The 17,331-nt window shown below is 58.4% G+C and carries 15 protein-coding genes and 2 tRNA genes; 1 reads left to right on the forward strand and 16 read right to left on the reverse strand.

The genetic code is table 11. The features are described 5' to 3' along the window. Positions 1 to 14: 14 nt before the first annotated feature. The 9 genes from rimP to rlmE form a co-directional block, all read right to left on the reverse strand. Positions 15 to 473, reverse strand: coding sequence for a ribosome maturation factor RimP (rimP, locus tag ACM6G4_RS06325; RefSeq protein ID WP_007915250.1), 459 nt, complete (start codon positions 471 to 473; stop codon positions 15 to 17). Positions 474 to 611: 138 nt separating this feature from the next. Then, positions 612 to 688: transfer RNA gene (locus ACM6G4_RS06330), tRNA-Met, on the reverse strand. 97 nt (positions 689 to 785) lie between these two features. Further along, positions 786 to 871: transfer RNA gene (locus ACM6G4_RS06335), tRNA-Leu, on the reverse strand. A gap of 22 nt (positions 872 to 893) precedes the next feature. After that, the gene (secG, locus tag ACM6G4_RS06340) at positions 894 to 1,277 is read right to left on the reverse strand and encodes a preprotein translocase subunit SecG (protein WP_017336473.1); all 384 of its coding nucleotides are present in this window, start codon (positions 1,275 to 1,277) and stop codon (positions 894 to 896) included. Positions 1,278 to 1,281: 4 nt separating this feature from the next. Beyond that, positions 1,282 to 2,037 (reverse strand): triose-phosphate isomerase, encoded by a 756-nt coding sequence (tpiA, locus tag ACM6G4_RS06345; protein ID WP_414913285.1) that lies wholly within the window; start codon positions 2,035 to 2,037, stop codon positions 1,282 to 1,284. Positions 2,038 to 2,103: 66 nt separating this feature from the next. After that, the gene (glmM, locus tag ACM6G4_RS06350) at positions 2,104 to 3,441 is read right to left on the reverse strand and encodes a phosphoglucosamine mutase (RefSeq protein WP_056728239.1); all 1,338 of its coding nucleotides are present in this window, start codon (positions 3,439 to 3,441) and stop codon (positions 2,104 to 2,106) included. 16 nt (positions 3,442 to 3,457) lie between these two features. Beyond that, a complete protein-coding gene (gene folP, locus ACM6G4_RS06355) occupies positions 3,458 to 4,309 on the reverse strand; it encodes a dihydropteroate synthase (protein ID WP_056728237.1) in 852 nt (283 codons plus the stop codon). Positions 4,310 to 4,317: 8 nt separating this feature from the next. After that, positions 4,318 to 6,228: an ATP-dependent zinc metalloprotease FtsH gene (gene ftsH / locus ACM6G4_RS06360; protein ID WP_056728235.1), complete on the reverse strand. Its 1,911-nt coding sequence runs from the start codon at positions 6,226 to 6,228 to the stop codon at positions 4,318 to 4,320. Positions 6,229 to 6,427: 199 nt separating this feature from the next. After that, entirely contained in the window at positions 6,428 to 7,060 is a 633-nt protein-coding gene (gene rlmE, locus ACM6G4_RS06365) for a 23S rRNA (uridine(2552)-2'-O)-methyltransferase RlmE (protein WP_056728233.1), read from the reverse strand. 105 nt (positions 7,061 to 7,165) lie between these two features. On the opposite strand from rlmE, the gene ACM6G4_RS06370 reads away from it, so the two are divergent. After that, positions 7,166 to 7,474, forward strand: coding sequence for a YhbY family RNA-binding protein (locus ACM6G4_RS06370; protein WP_007942889.1), 309 nt, complete (start codon positions 7,166 to 7,168; stop codon positions 7,472 to 7,474). Positions 7,475 to 7,483: 9 nt separating this feature from the next. Here the strand turns inward: ACM6G4_RS06370 and ACM6G4_RS06375 are convergent, their stop codons facing one another. From ACM6G4_RS06375 to dnaK, 7 genes are all read right to left on the reverse strand, one after another. Next, positions 7,484 to 7,888 carry an MFS transporter gene (locus tag ACM6G4_RS06375; RefSeq protein ID WP_414913286.1) on the reverse strand — a complete coding sequence of 135 codons (405 nt, stop codon included), beginning with the start codon at positions 7,886 to 7,888 and terminating at the stop codon, positions 7,484 to 7,486. Between the two features lie 28 nt (positions 7,889 to 7,916). Then, entirely contained in the window at positions 7,917 to 8,393 is a 477-nt protein-coding gene (gene greA, locus ACM6G4_RS06380) for a transcription elongation factor GreA (protein ID WP_056728592.1), read from the reverse strand. A gap of 2 nt (positions 8,394 to 8,395) precedes the next feature. Beyond that, positions 8,396 to 11,617, reverse strand: coding sequence for a carbamoyl-phosphate synthase large subunit (gene carB / locus ACM6G4_RS06385; protein ID WP_056728228.1), 3,222 nt, complete (start codon positions 11,615 to 11,617; stop codon positions 8,396 to 8,398). A 117-nt stretch (positions 11,618 to 11,734) separates the two neighbouring features. Continuing rightward, positions 11,735 to 12,871 carry a glutamine-hydrolyzing carbamoyl-phosphate synthase small subunit gene (gene carA / locus ACM6G4_RS06390; RefSeq protein ID WP_046038697.1) on the reverse strand — a complete coding sequence of 379 codons (1,137 nt, stop codon included), beginning with the start codon at positions 12,869 to 12,871 and terminating at the stop codon, positions 11,735 to 11,737. A 259-nt stretch (positions 12,872 to 13,130) separates the two neighbouring features. Next, positions 13,131 to 13,934, reverse strand: coding sequence for a 4-hydroxy-tetrahydrodipicolinate reductase (dapB, locus tag ACM6G4_RS06395; protein ID WP_056728226.1), 804 nt, complete (start codon positions 13,932 to 13,934; stop codon positions 13,131 to 13,133). A gap of 10 nt (positions 13,935 to 13,944) precedes the next feature. After that, positions 13,945 to 15,069, reverse strand: coding sequence for a molecular chaperone DnaJ (gene dnaJ, locus ACM6G4_RS06400; protein ID WP_056728224.1), 1,125 nt, complete (start codon positions 15,067 to 15,069; stop codon positions 13,945 to 13,947). 295 nt (positions 15,070 to 15,364) lie between these two features. Then, a complete protein-coding gene (dnaK, locus tag ACM6G4_RS06405; RefSeq protein ID WP_056728222.1) occupies positions 15,365 to 17,281 on the reverse strand; it encodes a molecular chaperone DnaK in 1,917 nt (638 codons plus the stop codon). Positions 17,282 to 17,331: the final 50 nt, after the last annotated feature.

The following is a 17,331-nucleotide window of genomic DNA, read 5'->3' on the forward strand; positions in this document are numbered from 1 at the left end:
GTATCTGGCACGCCTCAGTCAAAACTGGGAATAATGTTGGCCTTGTCGATCATATCGATCGGCAACAGGAACTCATGGTCATCTACCTGCACCACGACATCCTGCTCTTCTACGCCGCGCAGAAGGCCCTGAAAGTTGCGTCGTCCTTCAAAAGGCGAGCGCAGCTTGATCTTCACTTGTTCACCGGCAAATTTTGCAAACTGCTCAAGAGTGAACAGAGGGCGTTCCATGCCAGGCGAGGAAACTTCAAGGGTGTACTCAACGGAGATTGGATCTTCAACATCCAGCACACCGCTGATCTGACGGCTGACGATGGCGCAATCGTCCACCAGCACGCCGCCTTCTTTATCGATATAAACGCGCAACATCGAGTGACGACCCTGAGCCGAAAACTCGATACCCCAGCATTCATAGCCTAGGGCCACGACCACCGGGGCCAGCAAGGCCTGCAACTCTTCTAGCTTGCTCGACACCTGAACCCCCTAGTGCATGTATGTGCATGCTATGCAAAATAAAAAAATGGGCGAAACGCCCATCCTTGAAACGCCGTCGAACAGCGGCGTTGAAAGTGTCCAGCTAACAAAAAGCCCCTTAAAAGGGGCTCCTTAAACTGGTTGCGGGGGCCGGATTTGAACCGACGACCTTCGGGTTATGAGCCCGACGAGCTACCAGACTGCTCCACCCCGCGACAAAGCTGGGGCGGAAGTATACGACCGATCCCCTACAGGGTCAATGTAACCTTCCACCTGCAAGAAAGCCCGCAACAGCGGGCTCTCCTGACTAATTGGTACCGAGAAGGGGACTCGAACCCCTACACCCTATGGGCACAACCACCTCAAGGTTGCGTGTCTACCAATTCCACCACCTCGGCAATACTACGTTTGAAACCCTTCTTACTTCTGCTCTTGAGCTGGAGGCACGTCAGTCGCTGGAGTAGCCGACTTTTGCTCTTGAAGCACCGGGACATCATCAGAAGCCGGTTGTTGCTTTGGAACTTCCAGTACCGCTGGATTTGGGAGACCTACTTGAGTCAGCTGGTGAGCCTTCTCTTTAGCAAAGTAACCTAACCCCAAGCTGGTTATGAAAAAACCTGCGGCAAGTATAGCAGTAAACTTACTAAGAAAGGTAGAGGAACCTTGGCTTCCGAACACAGTATTTGAAGCACCTGCTCCGAAAGACGCGCCAGCATCCGCACCTTTACCCTGCTGCAGCAAAACCAGAGCTACTACGCCCAATGCACCCAGCAGATGAAAAACGACTACGACTGTTTCCAGCATTTTTTCAGTTTCCCGCGGCGCGACAGATCGCACCGAACTCATCTGCATTCAGGGAAGCCCCACCAATGAGACCCCCATCGATATCCGGCATGCCGAACAGTTCGACCGCATTGGCCGCCTTCACGCTGCCGCCGTATAGAAGCCGCACACCTTGTGCGACTTCAGAATTCTCTGCCGCCAACTGGACGCGAATGGCTGCATGCACATCCTGCGCCTGTTGTGGCGTTGCAGTCAGCCCGGTGCCAATGGCCCAGACCGGCTCGTAAGCGATCACTGCCTTGGCAAAGACACCAACACCCAGCTCCTCGATGATACTGCCCAGCTGACGCGAGACAACCTCAAGAGTTTTTCCGGCTTCACGCTGCTCAAGGGTCTCCCCTATGCACAACACCGGAATCAAGCCACATGCCTGTGCCGCTGCGAACTTGCGGATCAGCACTGCGTCCTGCTCGCCCATGATCTGGCGGCGTTCGGAGTGCCCGACAAGTACCAGGGAACAACCTGCATCCACCAACTGACTCGGTGCAACTTCACCGGTCAACGCACCTTGTCCGGATTCCACCGCAGAATTCTGCGCGCCGACCGAAATCGACTTTCCTTCCAGGCCATCAATCACTTGATTGATATGCAGCAAAGGCGGGAATACCGCGACATCAACACTGCTCGGCAACGCCAAGTCACGAAGGCCGTTGATCAGCTCAGCGACGCTGGCGCGGGTACCGTGCATCTTCCAGTTACCAGCTACCATAGGGCGACGCATGCTGTACCTCGTCGGTCAAAGTGGGCGCAGATGTTACCCAACACAATCATGGCTGGCAAGCCGAATTCAGGCAGAAACTTCAGTAACCAGTTTTGCCAGCTCTTCGGCATAGCCACGAACCTGCGTTTCGTCTTCGCCTTCGACCATCACACGCACCAGCGGTTCGGTTCCTGACTTGCGTAACAGCACACGCCCGCGACCCGCCATGGCCTTGGTCACCCGCTCGCTGGCTTCCTTGACCGACGGATGATCAAGAGGGCTTGCGCCGCCACCGAATCGCACATTGATCAACACCTGAGGGCACTTGCGCAGCGCCTGCCGGGATTGCGCCAGACTTTCGTCACGCGATCGCAGCGCCATCAACACCTGAAGCGCCGCAATGATTGCATCACCGGTGGTGGTGTGACTGAAGCACACGATGTGCCCGGAGTTTTCACCACCCACGATCCAGTTGCGCTCCAGCAGTTCGGCAATGACATAGCGGTCACCGACGTTGGCGCGCACCAATGGAATACCCAGGTCAGCCAGGGCCAGTTCCAGCCCCAGGTTACTCATCAAGGTTCCGACCACGCCGCCTTGAAGCTTGTCGCGCTCATGCAGGTCACGGGCAATGATGAACAGCAGCTCATCACCATCCACCACCGCACCGGTGTGATCGACCATCTGGACGCGGTCACCGTCGCCATCGAAAGCAATGCCCAGATCGGCCTTCTCAGCCACGACGGCAGCCTGCAACGGCCCCATATGGGTCGAACCGCAATTGTCGTTGATGTTCAATCCATTGGGTTGCGCCGACAGCACGACGACTTCAGCGCCCAACTCGCGGAACACGCTCGGCGCCACTTTGTAGGTCGCGCCGTGAGCGCAGTCGATGACGATCTTCAGGCCCGTGAAGCTGGTGCCGGTCGGCACGCTGCTCTTGCAGAATTCGATATAGCGCCCCGACGCATCGTTGATTCTCGAAACCTTGCCGATCTTGCTCGACTCAACCACGGTCATCGGCGTATCGAGCAACTCTTCGATCATCAGTTCGACTTCATCCGGGAGCTTGGTGCCCTTGCCGGAGAAGAACTTGATGCCATTATCATCATGCGGATTGTGCGACGCACTGATGACGATGCCTGCCTCGGCATGGAAAGTACGCGTCAGATAGGCGATTGCCGGAGTCGGCATAGGCCCCAGCAGCATCACATCGGCACCTGCCGACGTCAGCCCTGCTTCAAGCGCCGACTCAAACATGTAGCCGGAAATTCGGGTGTCCTTGCCGACCAGCACCTTGCAGGCGCCCATCTTGCGGAAAGCCATGCCAGCAGCCCAGCCGAGCTTGAGCATGAAATCAGGGGTAATCGGGTATTGACCAACACGTCCACGAATACCATCGGTGCCAAAATATTTTTTGCTCATAAGTGCTCCATCATTCTTATTCGGCTGATTCCACTGCGGCGATCATCCGCACCACATCCACTGTTTCGGCTACATCATGGACGCGCAATATACGCGCACCTTTCGCCAAAGCCAGCGCCGCGAGCGCCAAACCGCCATACAGTCGGTCCCCCACCGGACGACTCAACGCCTGACCAATCATGCTCTTTCGAGAAACCCCGACCAACAGGGGCCGCCCCAAGGCATGCAAGGCCTCCATATGTTTGAACAAGCTTAGATTGTGCTGCAAGGTTTTAGCGAAGCCAAAGCCGGGGTCAAGAATGACCCGTTCAGCGGGAATACCCACCAATGAACACTGATGCATGCGCTCGGCGAGAAACTCTCCGACCTCCCTTGTAACGTCCTGATACTGCGGATTGTCCTGCATATCGCCCGGCTCGCCCAGCATGTGCATCAGACAAACCGGAAGCCCGGTGGCTGCCGCTGCATCCAGAGCACCATCACGACGCAACGAACGTACGTCATTGATCAACCCGGCACCCAGGCGCGCAGCTTCACGCATGACGGCTGGCGTTGAGGTATCGACCGATATGATCACATCCAGCTCGCGACTGATGCGCTCGACGATGGGGGCTACGCGCTCCAGCTCTTCGAGTGGCGATACGACCCTGGCACCGGGACGGGTGGACTCGCCACCGACATCGATCAGCGTCGCGCCGGCCGCCACCATGGCTTCGGCGTGGCGCATGGCCGCGTCGAGCTGGCTATATTGGCCGCCATCGGAGAAAGAATCAGGAGTGACATTGAGAATACCCATGACATGCGTCTGGGCCAAATCAAGAACCCGGTTGCCGCAAGGCAACCGGGTCGAGGACTGAACAGAAGTCATTTCAAACCTTATACGTCAGCAGCAGGACCACCGATCGGTGTTTCCGGACGCTCATCCTGCACCGCCGGCGGGGTACCGGAAGTGCCCGTGCCACCCGACCAGTCGCGCGGCTCGCGAGGCGAACGACCCGCCATGATGTCGTCGATCTGCTCGGCATCGATGGTTTCGTACTTCATCAAGGCATCGGCCATCGCATCGAGCTTGTCACGGTTGTCCGTGAGAATCTGCTTCGCCGTGCCGTAGCACTGATCGATGATGCTGCGCACTTCGGAGTCGATCAGCTTGGCTGTCTCACCAGAGAAGCTTGCACCCTGACCGCCACCGCCGCGACCGAGGAACACTTCACCCTCTTCTTCGGCGTACATCAACGGACCGAGTTTTTCCGAAAGACCCCACTTGGTCACCATGTTCCGCGCAATCTGGCTGGCGCGCATGATGTCGTTGGAGGCACCGGTGGTCACGCCGTCGAAGCCCAGGGTCATTTCTTCAGCGATACGACCGCCGTACAGCGAGCAGATCTGGCTGATCAGTGCGCGCTTGGACAGGCTGTAGCGGTCTTCTTCCGGCAGGAACATGGTCACACCCAGCGCACGACCGCGCGGGATGATCGACACCTTGTACACCGGATCGTGCTCAGGCACGACACGACCCACGATGGCGTGGCCCGCTTCGTGATAAGCCGTGTTCTGTTTTTCTTTCTCGGACATGACCATGGATTTGCGCTCGGCACCCATCATGATCTTGTCTTTCGCCAGTTCGAACTCTTTCATTTCGACGATGCGCTTGCCGGCACGGGCAGCGAACAACGACGCCTCGTTCACCAGGTTGGCCAGGTCAGCACCGGAGAAGCCTGGAGTACCACGAGCGATCACGGCCGGGGCGACGTCGTCACCCATCGGCACTTTGCGCATGTGAACCTTGAGAATCTGTTCGCGACCACGGATGTCCGGCAGACCGACCACAACCTGTCGGTCGAAACGGCCCGGACGCAGCAACGCAGGGTCCAGTACATCAGGACGGTTGGTCGCGGCAATCACGATGATGCCGTCATTCATCTCAAAGCCGTCCATCTCAACCAGCAACTGGTTGAGCGTTTGCTCGCGCTCGTCATGACCACCACCCATGCCAGCACCACGATGGCGACCAACGGCGTCGATCTCGTCGATGAAGATGATGCATGGAGCGTGCTTCTTGGCCTGTTCGAACATATCGCGAACACGGCTGGCACCAACACCGACGAACATTTCGACGAAATCGGAACCGGAGATGGTGAAGAACGGTACTTTGGCTTCGCCAGCGATGGCCTTGGCCAGCAAGGTTTTACCAGTACCCGGTGGACCGACCATCAGCACACCGCGAGGAATGCGGCCACCCAGGCGCTGGAACTTGCCCGGATCACGCAGGAACTCGACAAGCTCGCCGACTTCTTCCTTGGCTTCGTCGCAACCGGCGACGTCAGCCAGGGTCGTTTTCACCTGATCTTCCGAGAGCAGGCGCGCCTTGCTTTTACCGAAGCTCATCGGCCCGCCCTTGCCACCGGCACCGCCCTGCATCTGCCGCATGAAGAACATGAATACGGCGATGATCACGAGGATAGGGAAGCTGGCGACCAGAAGCTGAGTCCAGATGGATTGCTGTTCAGGCTGCTTGCCTTCGACCACGACGTGGTTATCCACCAGGTCACCGATCAGGCCGTTGTCCTGGATCGCGGGACGAATGGTCTTGAAGCTGTCGCCATCGTTGCGCTTGCCTGTAATCACGTAGCCATCAACCGCCACGCGCTCGACCTTGCCATCCTTGACCTGCTGGATGAAGTCGGAATAGTTGAGGGTCTGCGGCTCGTTAGGGCTGGAGAAGTTGTTCATCACCGTCACCAGGACAGCCGCGATGATCAACCACAGGATCAGATTCTTTGCCATATCGTTCAATTAACTACCCTCTGAAGCAAGCTCCGCTACTGACGCGCGCTTCGCATGATATTCACCGGCCTAACTTACTACATTACCTACAACTTGGCAGGCGCCGTCTGTAACCCTTTGTGAAACACTTCCTACACAATATTCGCTAATTCTGACAAGGCGTAATACAAAAAACCTATCACCCTGATCGAAAATTCACTCAACCTTCACTGCGCCCGCGGAAACCGCGACCCAGCAGGTACTGCTCGCGAGAACGGTCGCGCGACGAGGTCGGCTTGCGCATCTGCACCTTGTCGAACTGCTGGCGAACGCTCTTGTGGAACTCGTCGAAGCCTTCGCCCTGAAAGATCTTGATCAAAAAATCACCACCGGGCTTGAGCACCCGAGTCGAAAGATCCAGTGCCAATTCGCACAGGAACATCGCTCGCGGCATGTCTACGGCCGGTAATCCACTCATATTGGGGGCCATATCGGAAATCACAAGGTCTACTTCCTTATTTCCGACGGCATCGAGGATCTGGGCCAGCACGGCGTCCTCGGTAAAGTCGCCCTGAATGAAGGTCACGTCCGGGATGCTGTCCATTTCCAGAATGTCAGAAGCGATCAGCGTACCCTGCCCGCCAATCAGACGACTGGTCACCTGGGACCACCCACCGGGAGCCGCACCAAGGTCAATTACGCTCATGCCCGGACGGATCAGACGATCCTTTTCCTGGATCTCCAGCAATTTGTAGCTGGCGCGGGAACGGTACCCGTCTTTTTGTGCCATTTTGACGAATGGGTCGTTGAAATGTTCTTTCAGCCAGTTAAGGCTTGTCTTGGAACGGGCCACGGGATACCTCGGAAATAAAACGGGTCGTGATTAACTGGGCGGTCCCGGACTCGCTCGGGTAAACTGGCCGCCGCTTTTTACAAGATCAGACGCAGGGGTCAGATTATGCCGCTCACTCAAGAGCAGAAGAAACAGTACAAATCCATTGGCCACCATCTGAAACCAGTATTGATTGTGGCAGACAATGGTTTGACTGAAGGTGTGTTAGCCGAACTCGAACGCGCATTGGCGGATCACGAGCTGATCAAGATCAAGCTCAACATCCTCGATCGCGAATCGCGCCTGGCGTCCATTGCAGAGCTCTGCAAGGTCGGCAAAGCGGATCTGGTCCAGGTCATCGGCAAGATGGCACTGATCTACCGCAAGAACTTCAGCGTCAACAAGCAGCTGTCGAACGTCCATCGCTTCAAGTGATGACAAGGGTCAAGGGTGTGCTTCGCGCACCCTGCCACTCCATCCCGGCACCGGCTGCAACACCAGCACCAGCCCGGAAAAGCCCAGAACAAGATAGCTGAAGGCCTGCCAACGCAGCGCATCCGGCCAGCCGAAACGCACCGCGAAGTACATCGCGCACGCACACAGCGCCATCAACAGCAGTTGCCCGCGAATATCCCGCCATAGACTGCCAGGGCCCTCGGCCTTAACCAGCACCAAAGCCTGAAAAATCACACACGCCGTAGCGAATCCCACTACCAGCGTATTGAGCATGCCTGCGATTTCGTCGATCAGCAGCGGCGCCAGGCCAATTCGCCCCAGCACCGGCAACAGACCGATTTGCAACAGCCACAGGCCGCCGACCCACAACATCTGGGTCAGTTGCCAAAGCATGGCGCCCGCATGAAACGGGCGCCGGCTTTCAGATGTGGCGAACTTCGACAATCTCGTACTCGATAACGCCACTTGGCGTTTTCACCGCAACCACATCGCCCTCTTCCTTGCCGATCAAGGCACGAGCCAGGGGCGAGCCGACCGAAATCTTGCCAAGCTTGAAGTCAGCTTCATCCTCACCCACGATGTGGTAAGTGACGCTTTCATCAGTCTCGACGTTGGCGATTTCGACGGTGGTACCGAAGATAACCTTGCCAGTGTGAGGAATGGTCGTGACATCAATGATGACCTGATTCTGAATCCGGCCCTCGATGTCACGAATGCGCGCCTCGACCATACCCTGCTGCTCACGGGCAGCGTGGTATTCGGCGTTTTCCTTCAAGTCACCCAACTCGCGGGCCGTACCGATGTCCTGGCTGAGCTTCGGACGAACGACCTTGGTCAGGTGAGTGTGCTCTTCTTCCAGGGCGCGAGCGCCCTGAACGGTCATTGGGTATTTCGTTATGCTCATGCCTTCAATCCTGCGTGTAGATCCTGCAAGCGGCGCACGGTCTTCTCGGGACCGAATTTCAGCGCTTCACAGATGGCTTCGCCAGCAGCAATGGTGGTGGTGCAGTAAATCTTGTGCTGCAAGGCATTACGACGAATGGAGTACGAATCAGCGATCGACTGACGACCTTCGGTGGTGTTGATGATCAGCGTGACTTCGTCATTCTTGATCATGTCGACCACATGCGGACGACCTTCGGTCACCTTGTTCACACGGCGCACTTTCAGGCCTGCCGCCTCGATCAGCTTGGCAGTACCGGCAGTGGCAACCACTTCGAAGCCCAAGTTGATCAGATCACGGGCCACGCCCGCAACCAGCGGCTTGTCGTCGTCACGTACGCTGATGAACGCAGTACCGCCGGTCGGCAGCACTTCGCTGGCACCCATCTGGGCCTTGGCGAACGCTTCACCGAAGGTGTCGCCCACGCCCATCACTTCACCGGTGGACTTCATCTCCGGGCCGAGGATCGGGTCAACGCCGGGGAATTTGGCGAACGGGAACACCGCCTCTTTCACGCTGTAGAAGTTCGGGATGATTTCCTTGGTGAAGCCGATTTCCTTCAAGGTCTTACCGGCCATGACGCGAGCCGCGATCATTGCCAGGGAAACACCGATGCACTTGGAAACGAACGGCACGGTACGGGAAGCACGCGGGTTGACTTCGATGACGTAGATGTCGTCGCCTTGCAGCGCCAACTGAACGTTCATCAGGCCGATTACGCCCAGTTCCAGAGCCATTTTCTTGACCTGGTCACGCATCTCGTCCTGGATGTGCGCTGGCAGCGAGTACGGCGGCAGCGAGCACGCGGAGTCACCGGAGTGAACACCAGCCTGCTCGATGTGCTGCATGATCGCGCCGATCACAACGTCTTTGCCGTCGCAGACCGCATCCACGTCCATCTCGATGGCGCAGTTGAGGAAGTGGTCCAGCAGCACCGGGCTGTCGTTGGACACTTGCACCGCTTCGCGCAGGTAGCGCTTGAGTTCTTCTTCTTCGTAGACGATTTCCATCGCACGACCGCCCAGCACATAGGACGGACGCACCACCAGCGGGTAACCGATCTTGCTGGCGGCACGAATCGCTTCGTCTTCGCTGCGCACGGTGGCATTTGGCGGCTGACGCAGGTTCAGGCGCTGGACCATCTGCTGGAAGCGCTCACGGTCTTCGGCACGGTCGATGGCGTCAGGGCTGGTACCGATGATCGGCACGCCGGCGGCTTCCAGGGCGCGAGCCAGCTTCAGTGGAGTCTGGCCGCCGTACTGGACGATCACGCCTTTCGGCTTCTCGACGCGAACGATTTCCAGCACGTCTTCCAGGGTCACTGGTTCGAAGTACAGGCGATCGGAAGTGTCATAGTCGGTGGAAACGGTTTCCGGGTTGCAGTTGACCATGATGGTCTCGTAGCCGTCATCGCGCAGGGCCAGTGCCGCGTGTACGCAGCAGTAGTCGAACTCGATGCCCTGGCCGATGCGGTTCGGACCACCACCCAGGATCATGATCTTGTCGCGACCCGATGGCGCCGCTTCGCACTCTTCCTCGTACGTCGAGTAGAGGTAGGCAGTATCGGTGGCGAACTCGGCGGCGCAGGTGTCGACGCGCTTGTAGACCGGGAAGATTTCCAGCTTGTGACGGTGAGCGCGCAGGCTCTTCTCGGTCACACCCAGCAATTTGGCCAGGCGCATATCGGAGAAGCCTTTGCGCTTGAGGCGGAACATCAGATCGCGGTCGATGCTGGTCAGCCCCAGGGTCTTGACCTTCTCTTCTTCCTTGATCAGGTCTTCCATCTGCACCAGGAACCAAGGGTCGATCATGGTCATGCCGAAGATGTCTTCGACGGTCATGCCGGCGCGCATGGCGTCCGCCACGTACCAGATACGCTCGGCACCCGGCACGGTCAGCTCGCGCTTGAGTACGCTCATGCTTTCCGGGTTGGCCAGGTCAACCTTCTCGTCCAGGCCGCAAACGCCCACTTCCAGGCCACGCAGGGCTTTCTGCAGGGATTCCTGGAAGGTACGGCCGATGGCCATGACTTCACCCACCGACTTCATCTGGGTGGTCAGGCGCGCGTCAGCCTTGGCGAACTTCTCGAAAGCGAAGCGTGGCAACTTGGTGACGACGTAATCGATGGACGGTTCGAAGGACGCCGGGGTCTTGCCGCCGGTGATGTCGTTCGACAGCTCGTCGAGGGTGTAACCCACAGCCAGCTTGGCCGCGACCTTGGCGATCGGGAAGCCGGTGGCCTTCGAAGCCAGGGCCGAAGAACGCGATACACGCGGGTTCATCTCGATCACGACCATGCGGCCGGTGTTCGGGCAGATACCGAACTGAACGTTGGAACCGCCGGTTTCCACGCCGATCTCGCGCAGTACCGCCAGGGAGGCGTTACGCAGGATCTGGTATTCCTTGTCGGTCAGGGTCTGTGCAGGAGCCACGGTGATCGAGTCACCGGTGTGCACGCCCATCGGGTCGAAGTTTTCGATGGAGCAGACGATGATGCAGTTGTCCTTCTTATCGCGGACAACCTCCATCTCGTATTCTTTCCAGCCGATCAGCGATTCGTCGATCAGCAGCTCTTTGGTCGGCGACAGGTCCAGACCACGGGCGCAGATTTCTTCGAACTCTTCACGGTTGTAAGCGATACCGCCACCGGTGCCGCCCATGGTGAAGGACGGACGGATGATGCACGGGAAGCCGAGCTTCTCGAGGACCGCATTGGCCTCTTCCATGCTGTGGGCGATACCGGAACGCGGGCACGCCAGGCCGATGGACTTCATCGCCTTGTCGAAACGCGAGCGGTCTTCAGCCTTGTCGATGGTGTCGGCGTTGGCACCGATCATCTCTACGCCGAACTTCTCCAGAACGCCTTCGCGCTCCAGGTCCAGGGCGCAGTTCAGAGCGGTCTGGCCACCCATGGTCGGCAGCAGCGCGTCCGGACGCTCTTTCTCGATGATCTTGGCAACGGTCTGCCACTTGATCGGCTCGATGTAGGTGGCGTCGGCCATGGCCGGGTCGGTCATGATGGTGGCCGGGTTGGAGTTCACCAGGATGACGCGGTAACCCTCTTCGCGCAGGGCTTTGCAGGCCTGGGCGCCGGAGTAGTCGAATTCGCAGGCCTGGCCGATCACGATCGGGCCAGCGCCGAGAATCAGGATGCTTTTAATGTCTGTACGTTTTGGCATGGGTTTGTCACTCAAATCCGCAGGTCAGTCGGCAAGCCGTCTTGTTCAATCTCTGAAGCCTTGAGGGGGCCGCCGGTACAGGGCCACCCTCAAGCTTTGCTACATCAGGGCGAGCGATCAGCGTCGCTTGGCCATCTCGGTGATGAAGCGATCGAACAATGGCGCTACGTCGTTCGGGCCAGGGCTGGCTTCCGGGTGACCCTGGAAGCTGAAGGCGCTCTTGTCGGTACGCTCGATACCTTGCAGGGTGCCGTCGAACAGCGATTTGTGGATCGCGCGAACGTTGGCCGGCAGGGTCGCTTCGTCTACGGCAAAACCGTGGTTCTGGCTGGTGATCATCACCACACCGCTGTCCAGGTCCTGGACGGGGTGGTTGGCACCGTGGTGGCCGTGACCCATTTTCAGGGTCTTGGCGCCGGAGGCCAGGGCCAGCAACTGGTGACCGAGGCAGATACCGAAGACCGGGATCTCGGTTTCCAGCACATCCTTGATCGCCTGGATCGCGTAGTCGCAAGGCTCCGGATCACCAGGGCCGTTGGACAGGAACACGCCGTCCGGCTTCAGTGCCAGCACATCGGCGGCAGGAGTTTGCGCAGGCACGACAGTCACGCGGCAACCGCGTTCGACCAGCATGCGCAGGATGTTCACCTTGACGCCGTAGTCGTAGGCGACCACATGGTACGGCAGCTCGGAGGCTTCGATGGTTGCGTGGCTGTCGGTTTTCAGATCCCAGACAGTCGAGCGCCACTCGTAGCTTTCCTTGGTGCTGACGACTTTCGCCAGGTCCATGCCCTTGAGGCCAGGGAAACCCTGGGCGGCGGCGATGGCGGCAGCTTCGGAAATGTTGTCACCGGCCATGATGCAGCCGTTCTGCGCGCCTTTTTCACGCAGGATGCGCGTCAGGCGGCGGGTGTCGATACCGGCGATGGCCACAACATTGTTGGCCTTCAGGTAGTCGGACAGGGACATCGTGTTACGCCAGTTGCTCGCCACCAGTGGCAGGTCACGAATGACCAGGCCGGCAGACCAGACGCGGTTGGACTCGGCGTCCTCCGGCGTGGTGCCGGTGTTGCCGATGTGCGGGTAAGTCAGGGTAACGATTTGTTGGGCGTAGGAAGGATCGGTAAGGATTTCCTGATAGCCGGTCATTGCGGTGTTGAACACCACCTCACCAACGGTTTGACCGTCGGCTCCAATGGCTTCGCCGCGAAAAATGCTGCCATCAGCAAGGGCGAGTATGGCTGGCTTAGTCAAGAAGACCTCCCGTAAATAAAGCCTGAAAGGGCGATCGCAGGTTGTAAAAAAGCGGAGTGACGTATGGACACGTCACCCCGCTTCTTCACTGAATTATTCTGCGCGCTTTTAGTGGACACACTAAAGCTGTAGCTTACAGAAAAAGGCTTTTTTGGTCTACCGCCAATGAGCCTTAAAGGCTGGAGAATGCGACAGGACGTCGCTTGGCGGAACAAAACCGGGCTCAAACGCGGTGCGCGAGCCCGATTTCGGGTGCATATTAACGCAAATCGAGCACGTCTTGCATGTCGTAAAGGCCAGGCTCGCGCCCGTCCAGCCACAAAGCAGCACGTACCGCGCCCTTGGCGAACGTCATGCGACTGGAAGCCTTGTGGGTGATCTCGACACGCTCGCCGTCGGCAGCGAACAGCACGGTGTGGTCACCAACGATGTCGCCAGCGCGTACAGTGGCGAAACCAATGGTCTCGCGCTCACGAGCGCCGGTCTGCCCCTCACGACCGTACACCGCCACTTTCTTCAGGTCGCGACCCAACGCATCGGCAATCACCTCACCCATGCGCACGGCAGTGCCGGACGGCGCATCGACTTTATGCCGATGGTGAGCTTCGGTGATTTCGATATCGACATCGTCGCCCAACACGCGAGCGGCCGTGTCGAGCAGCTTCAGGCACAGGTTGACCCCGACACTGAAGTTGGCCGCGAAGACAATCGGAATGTCCTTGCCCGCTTCCGCCAGCAGTTGCTTCTCTTCAACGCTGAAACCGGTGGTACCGATGATCATGGCCTTTCCGTGTTTACGGCAGAAAGCCAGGTTCTTCAGGGTCACCGTCGGGTGCGTGAAGTCGATCAGCACGTCGAACTCGTCGACCACCCGATCCAGATCACCGGACAGAGGCACGCCGATACGACCCAGCGCAGCCAGCTCACCGGCATCCGCGCCGACCAGCGTGCTGTCGGGGCGATCCACCGCCGCCGTCAGACCGGCGCCCGGAGTTTGCTGCACCGCTTCAATCAGGGTCTTGCCCATGCGCCCGGCGGCGCCCATCACTGCAATACGTCGCATGCCTGCCTCCTTACAAATCGCCGAAGAAACGCTTCACGCCTTCGAACCAACCGGTGGTTTTTGGCGAATGGCTGTTGTCATCCGCCAGCGAACTACGGAACTCCTCGAGCATTTCACGCTGGCGACGGCTCAGGTTGACCGGAGTCTCGACCGCCACACGGCACATCAAGTCACCAGCACCACCACCACGCACAGGCGCGACACCCTTGCCACGTACACGGAACTGCTTGCCGGTCTGGGTCCCCTCAGGAATCTTCAGCTTGACCCGACCATCAAGGGTCGGAATCTCCAGCTCGCCACCCAGCGCCGCATCGACGAAGCTGATCGGCACTTCGCAGAACAGATGCTTGCCATCGCGCTGGAAAATCGAGTGCTCGCGCACATTGATCACCACGTACAGGTCGCCAGTCGGCCCACCCTGGGCACCCGCCTCGCCTTCACCGGACAGACGAATGCGGTCACCGGTATCGACACCGGCCGGCACTTTCACCGACAGGGTCTTGTACTCTTCGACACGACCTTCGCCGTGGCAGGAGTCGCACGGATCGGAAATGATCTTGCCCTGGCCATGGCAGCGCGGGCAGGTCTGTTGCACCGAGAAGAAACCTTGCTGCATGCGCACCTGGCCGATACCGCCGCAAGTCGGGCAGGTCACGGGCGCAGAACCCTTCTTGGCACCGGAGCCGTCGCAAGGCTTGCAGTTGACCAGCGTCGGAACGCGGATATTCACGGTCGTACCGCGCACCGCTTCTTCGAGGTCCAGTTCCAGGGTGTAGCGCAAGTCACTGCCGCGCTGAGCGCCGCCACGAGAACCGCCGCGACCGCCACCGAAGAAGTCACTGAAGACATCGCCAAAGATGTCGGAGAAGTTCTGACCACCGAAACCGGCACCGCCGCCACCCATGCTTGGGTCGACACCGGCATGGCCATACTGGTCGTATGCCGCGCGTTTGCTGGAGTCGGACAGCACTTCGTAGGCCTCGTTGGCCTCCTTGAACATGTCTTCCGACGCTTTGTCATCGGGATTACGGTCCGGGTGATGCTTCATTGCCAGGCGACGGTAGGCCTTTTTCAGGTCCGCTTCGCTTGAGCCACGCTCAACACCCAACACTTCGTAATAGTCACGCTTTGCCATAAGTCTTTGCACTCTTGAGGACGTCCGACAAAACCCTCCTGAGTTTGCCGAACTCGTTGAGCCCCAATACAGGCCCGGACCCAACTCACGTCAATTCAACGATCCTGGTCTTTGATTCTTGCGGTACTTGCGGCACGAAAAGCAGGAGCATTCCCGGCCATACCAACAACACGCGACCGCTGTCGCATGCTGTAAAAATTCGCGTATTCCAGATACGCCAACGCGGGAGCAAGCTCCCGCGCGGCGACATCCTACCAGTCACCGCCTTGAGGCAGTCAACCGGCCGACCAACAACTTACTTGTGGTCTTTGACTTCTTCGAACTCGGCATCGACAACGTCGTCAGCCTTTTCCGCCTTGTCGTCGTGCGGTGCAGCGCCTTCAGCAGGCTGAGCCTGTTCGGCGTACATCTTCTGCGCCACTGGAGCGGAGACCTTGGACAGCTCCTCAACCTTGGCGTCGATAGCAGCCTTGTCGTCGCCTTTAACAGCGGCTTCCAGGGCAACTACGGCCGCTTCGATTGCAGTCTTCTCTTCAGCGCTCACTTTATCGCCGGCATCGGCAACCATTTTGCGCGTCGAGTGAACCAGTGCGTCACCCTGGTTGCGGGCAGCGGCCAGTTCTTCGAACTTGCGGTCTTCCTCGGCGTTCGCCTCGGCATCACGCACCATGCGCTCGATTTCCTCGTCGGACAGACCGGAGTTGGCCTTGATCACGATCGACTGAGTCTTGCCGGTAGCCTTGTCCTTCGCACCTACGTGCAGGATGCCGTTGGCGTCGATGTCGAAGGTCACTTCGATCTGTGGCACGCCACGTGGAGCTGGTGGAATGTCGGCCAGATCGAACTTGCCCAGGGACTTGTTCTGTGCGGCTTGCTTACGCTCGCCTTGCAGCACGTGAATGGTCACGGCGCCCTGGTTGTCGTCGGCAGTCGAGAACACTTGCGATTTCTTGGTAGGAATCGTGGTGTTTTTCTCGATCAGCGCGGTCATCACGCCACCCATGGTTTCGATACCCAGGGTCAGCGGGCTGACGTCGAGCAGCAGAACGTCTTTCACGTCACCGGCCAGTACCGCGCCCTGGATAGCAGCACCCATGGCAACCGCTTCGTCCGGGTTGACGTCTTTACGAGCTTCTTTACCGAAGAACTCGGTGACCAGCTTCTGAACCAGTGGCATACGGGTCTGACCGCCCACCAGGATCACGTCGTTGATCGCGCCAACGTCGATACCGGCATCTTTCATTGCGATGCGGCAAGGCTCGATGGTGCGCTGAACCAGGTCTTCCACCAGAGCTTCGAGCTTGGCGCGGGAGATCTTCACGTTCAGGTGCTTAGGACCGGTGGCGTCTGCAGTGATGTACGGCAGGTTCACGTCGGTCGACTGGCTCGAGGACAGTTCGATCTTGGCTTTTTCAGCGGCTTCTTTCAGGCGCTGCATGGCCAGCGGGTCGCCCTTGAGGTTCATGCCGCTTTCTTTCTTGAATTCGTCGACGAGGTAGTCGATCAGACGAATATCAAAGTCTTCACCGCCCAGGAACGTGTCACCGTTGGTGGCCAGTACTTCGAACTGGTGCTCGCCATCGACTTCAGCGATCTCGATCACGGAAACGTCGAAAGTACCACCACCCAGGTCGTAAACGATCACGGTGTGATCGCCCTTGGCTTTGTCCATGCCGTAAGCCAGAGCGGCTGCGGTTGGTTCGTTGATGATACGTTTTACGTCCAGGCCAGCGATGCGGCCGGCGTCTTTGGTGGCCTGACGCTGGCTGTCGTTGAAGTAGGCCGGAACGGTGATCACCGCTTCAGTCACAGTCTCGCCGAGATAGTCTTCGGCGGTCTTCTTCATTTTTTTCAGGATTTCAGCCGAGATTTGTGGCGGTGCCATTTTCTGGCCGTTCACTTCAACCCAGGCGTCGCTGTTGTCAGCCTTGACGATCTTGTAAGGGACCATCTGGATGTCTTTCTGCACGACTTCTTCGTCGAAACGACGACCGATCAGACGCTTCACCGCATACAGGGTGTTATGCGGATTGGTCACGGCCTGACGCTTGGCCGACTGGCCAACCAGGATTTCGCCATCGTTGGCGTAAGCGATGATCGACGGCGTGGTACGCGCGCCTTCAGCGTTTTCAATAACTTTTGCCTTGCCGTTTTCCAGCACGGAGACGCAGGAGTTGGTAGTCCCCAGGTCGATACCGATAATTTTGCCCATGTTCACTCTCCCGAAACTTTGGATTTGGTTGCCGCAGCAGTGGTGGCTAA

The sequence above is a fragment of the Pseudomonas sp. IT-P258 genome (genome assembly GCF_949767825.1).
Lineage (GTDB): Bacteria > Pseudomonadota > Gammaproteobacteria > Pseudomonadales > Pseudomonadaceae > Aquipseudomonas > Aquipseudomonas monachiensis.

Excerpts from the sequence above, each read along its gene's own strand:
- ACM6G4_RS06370 (WP_007942889.1), top strand. The coding sequence starts at position 7,166 with ATGCCGCTCACTCAAGAGCAGAAGAAACAGTACAAATCCATTGGCCAC.
- secG (WP_017336473.1), bottom strand. The coding sequence starts at position 1,277 with ATGCTGGAAACAGTCGTAGTCGTTTTTCATCTGCTGGGTGCATTGGGC.
- ACM6G4_RS06375 (WP_414913286.1), bottom strand. The coding sequence starts at position 7,888 with ATGCTTTGGCAACTGACCCAGATGTTGTGGGTCGGCGGCCTGTGGCTG.
- dnaJ (WP_056728224.1), bottom strand. The coding sequence starts at position 15,069 with ATGGCAAAGCGTGACTATTACGAAGTGTTGGGTGTTGAGCGTGGCTCA.
- tpiA (WP_414913285.1), bottom strand. The coding sequence starts at position 2,037 with ATGCGTCGCCCTATGGTAGCTGGTAACTGGAAGATGCACGGTACCCGC.
- ftsH (WP_056728235.1), bottom strand. The coding sequence starts at position 6,228 with ATGGCAAAGAATCTGATCCTGTGGTTGATCATCGCGGCTGTCCTGGTG.
- folP (WP_056728237.1), bottom strand. The coding sequence starts at position 4,309 with ATGACTTCTGTTCAGTCCTCGACCCGGTTGCCTTGCGGCAACCGGGTT.
- carB (WP_056728228.1), bottom strand. The coding sequence starts at position 11,617 with ATGCCAAAACGTACAGACATTAAAAGCATCCTGATTCTCGGCGCTGGC.
- dnaK (WP_056728222.1), bottom strand. The coding sequence starts at position 17,281 with ATGGGCAAAATTATCGGTATCGACCTGGGGACTACCAACTCCTGCGTC.
- dapB (WP_056728226.1), bottom strand. The coding sequence starts at position 13,934 with ATGCGACGTATTGCAGTGATGGGCGCCGCCGGGCGCATGGGCAAGACC.
- glmM (WP_056728239.1), bottom strand. The coding sequence starts at position 3,441 with ATGAGCAAAAAATATTTTGGCACCGATGGTATTCGTGGACGTGTTGGT.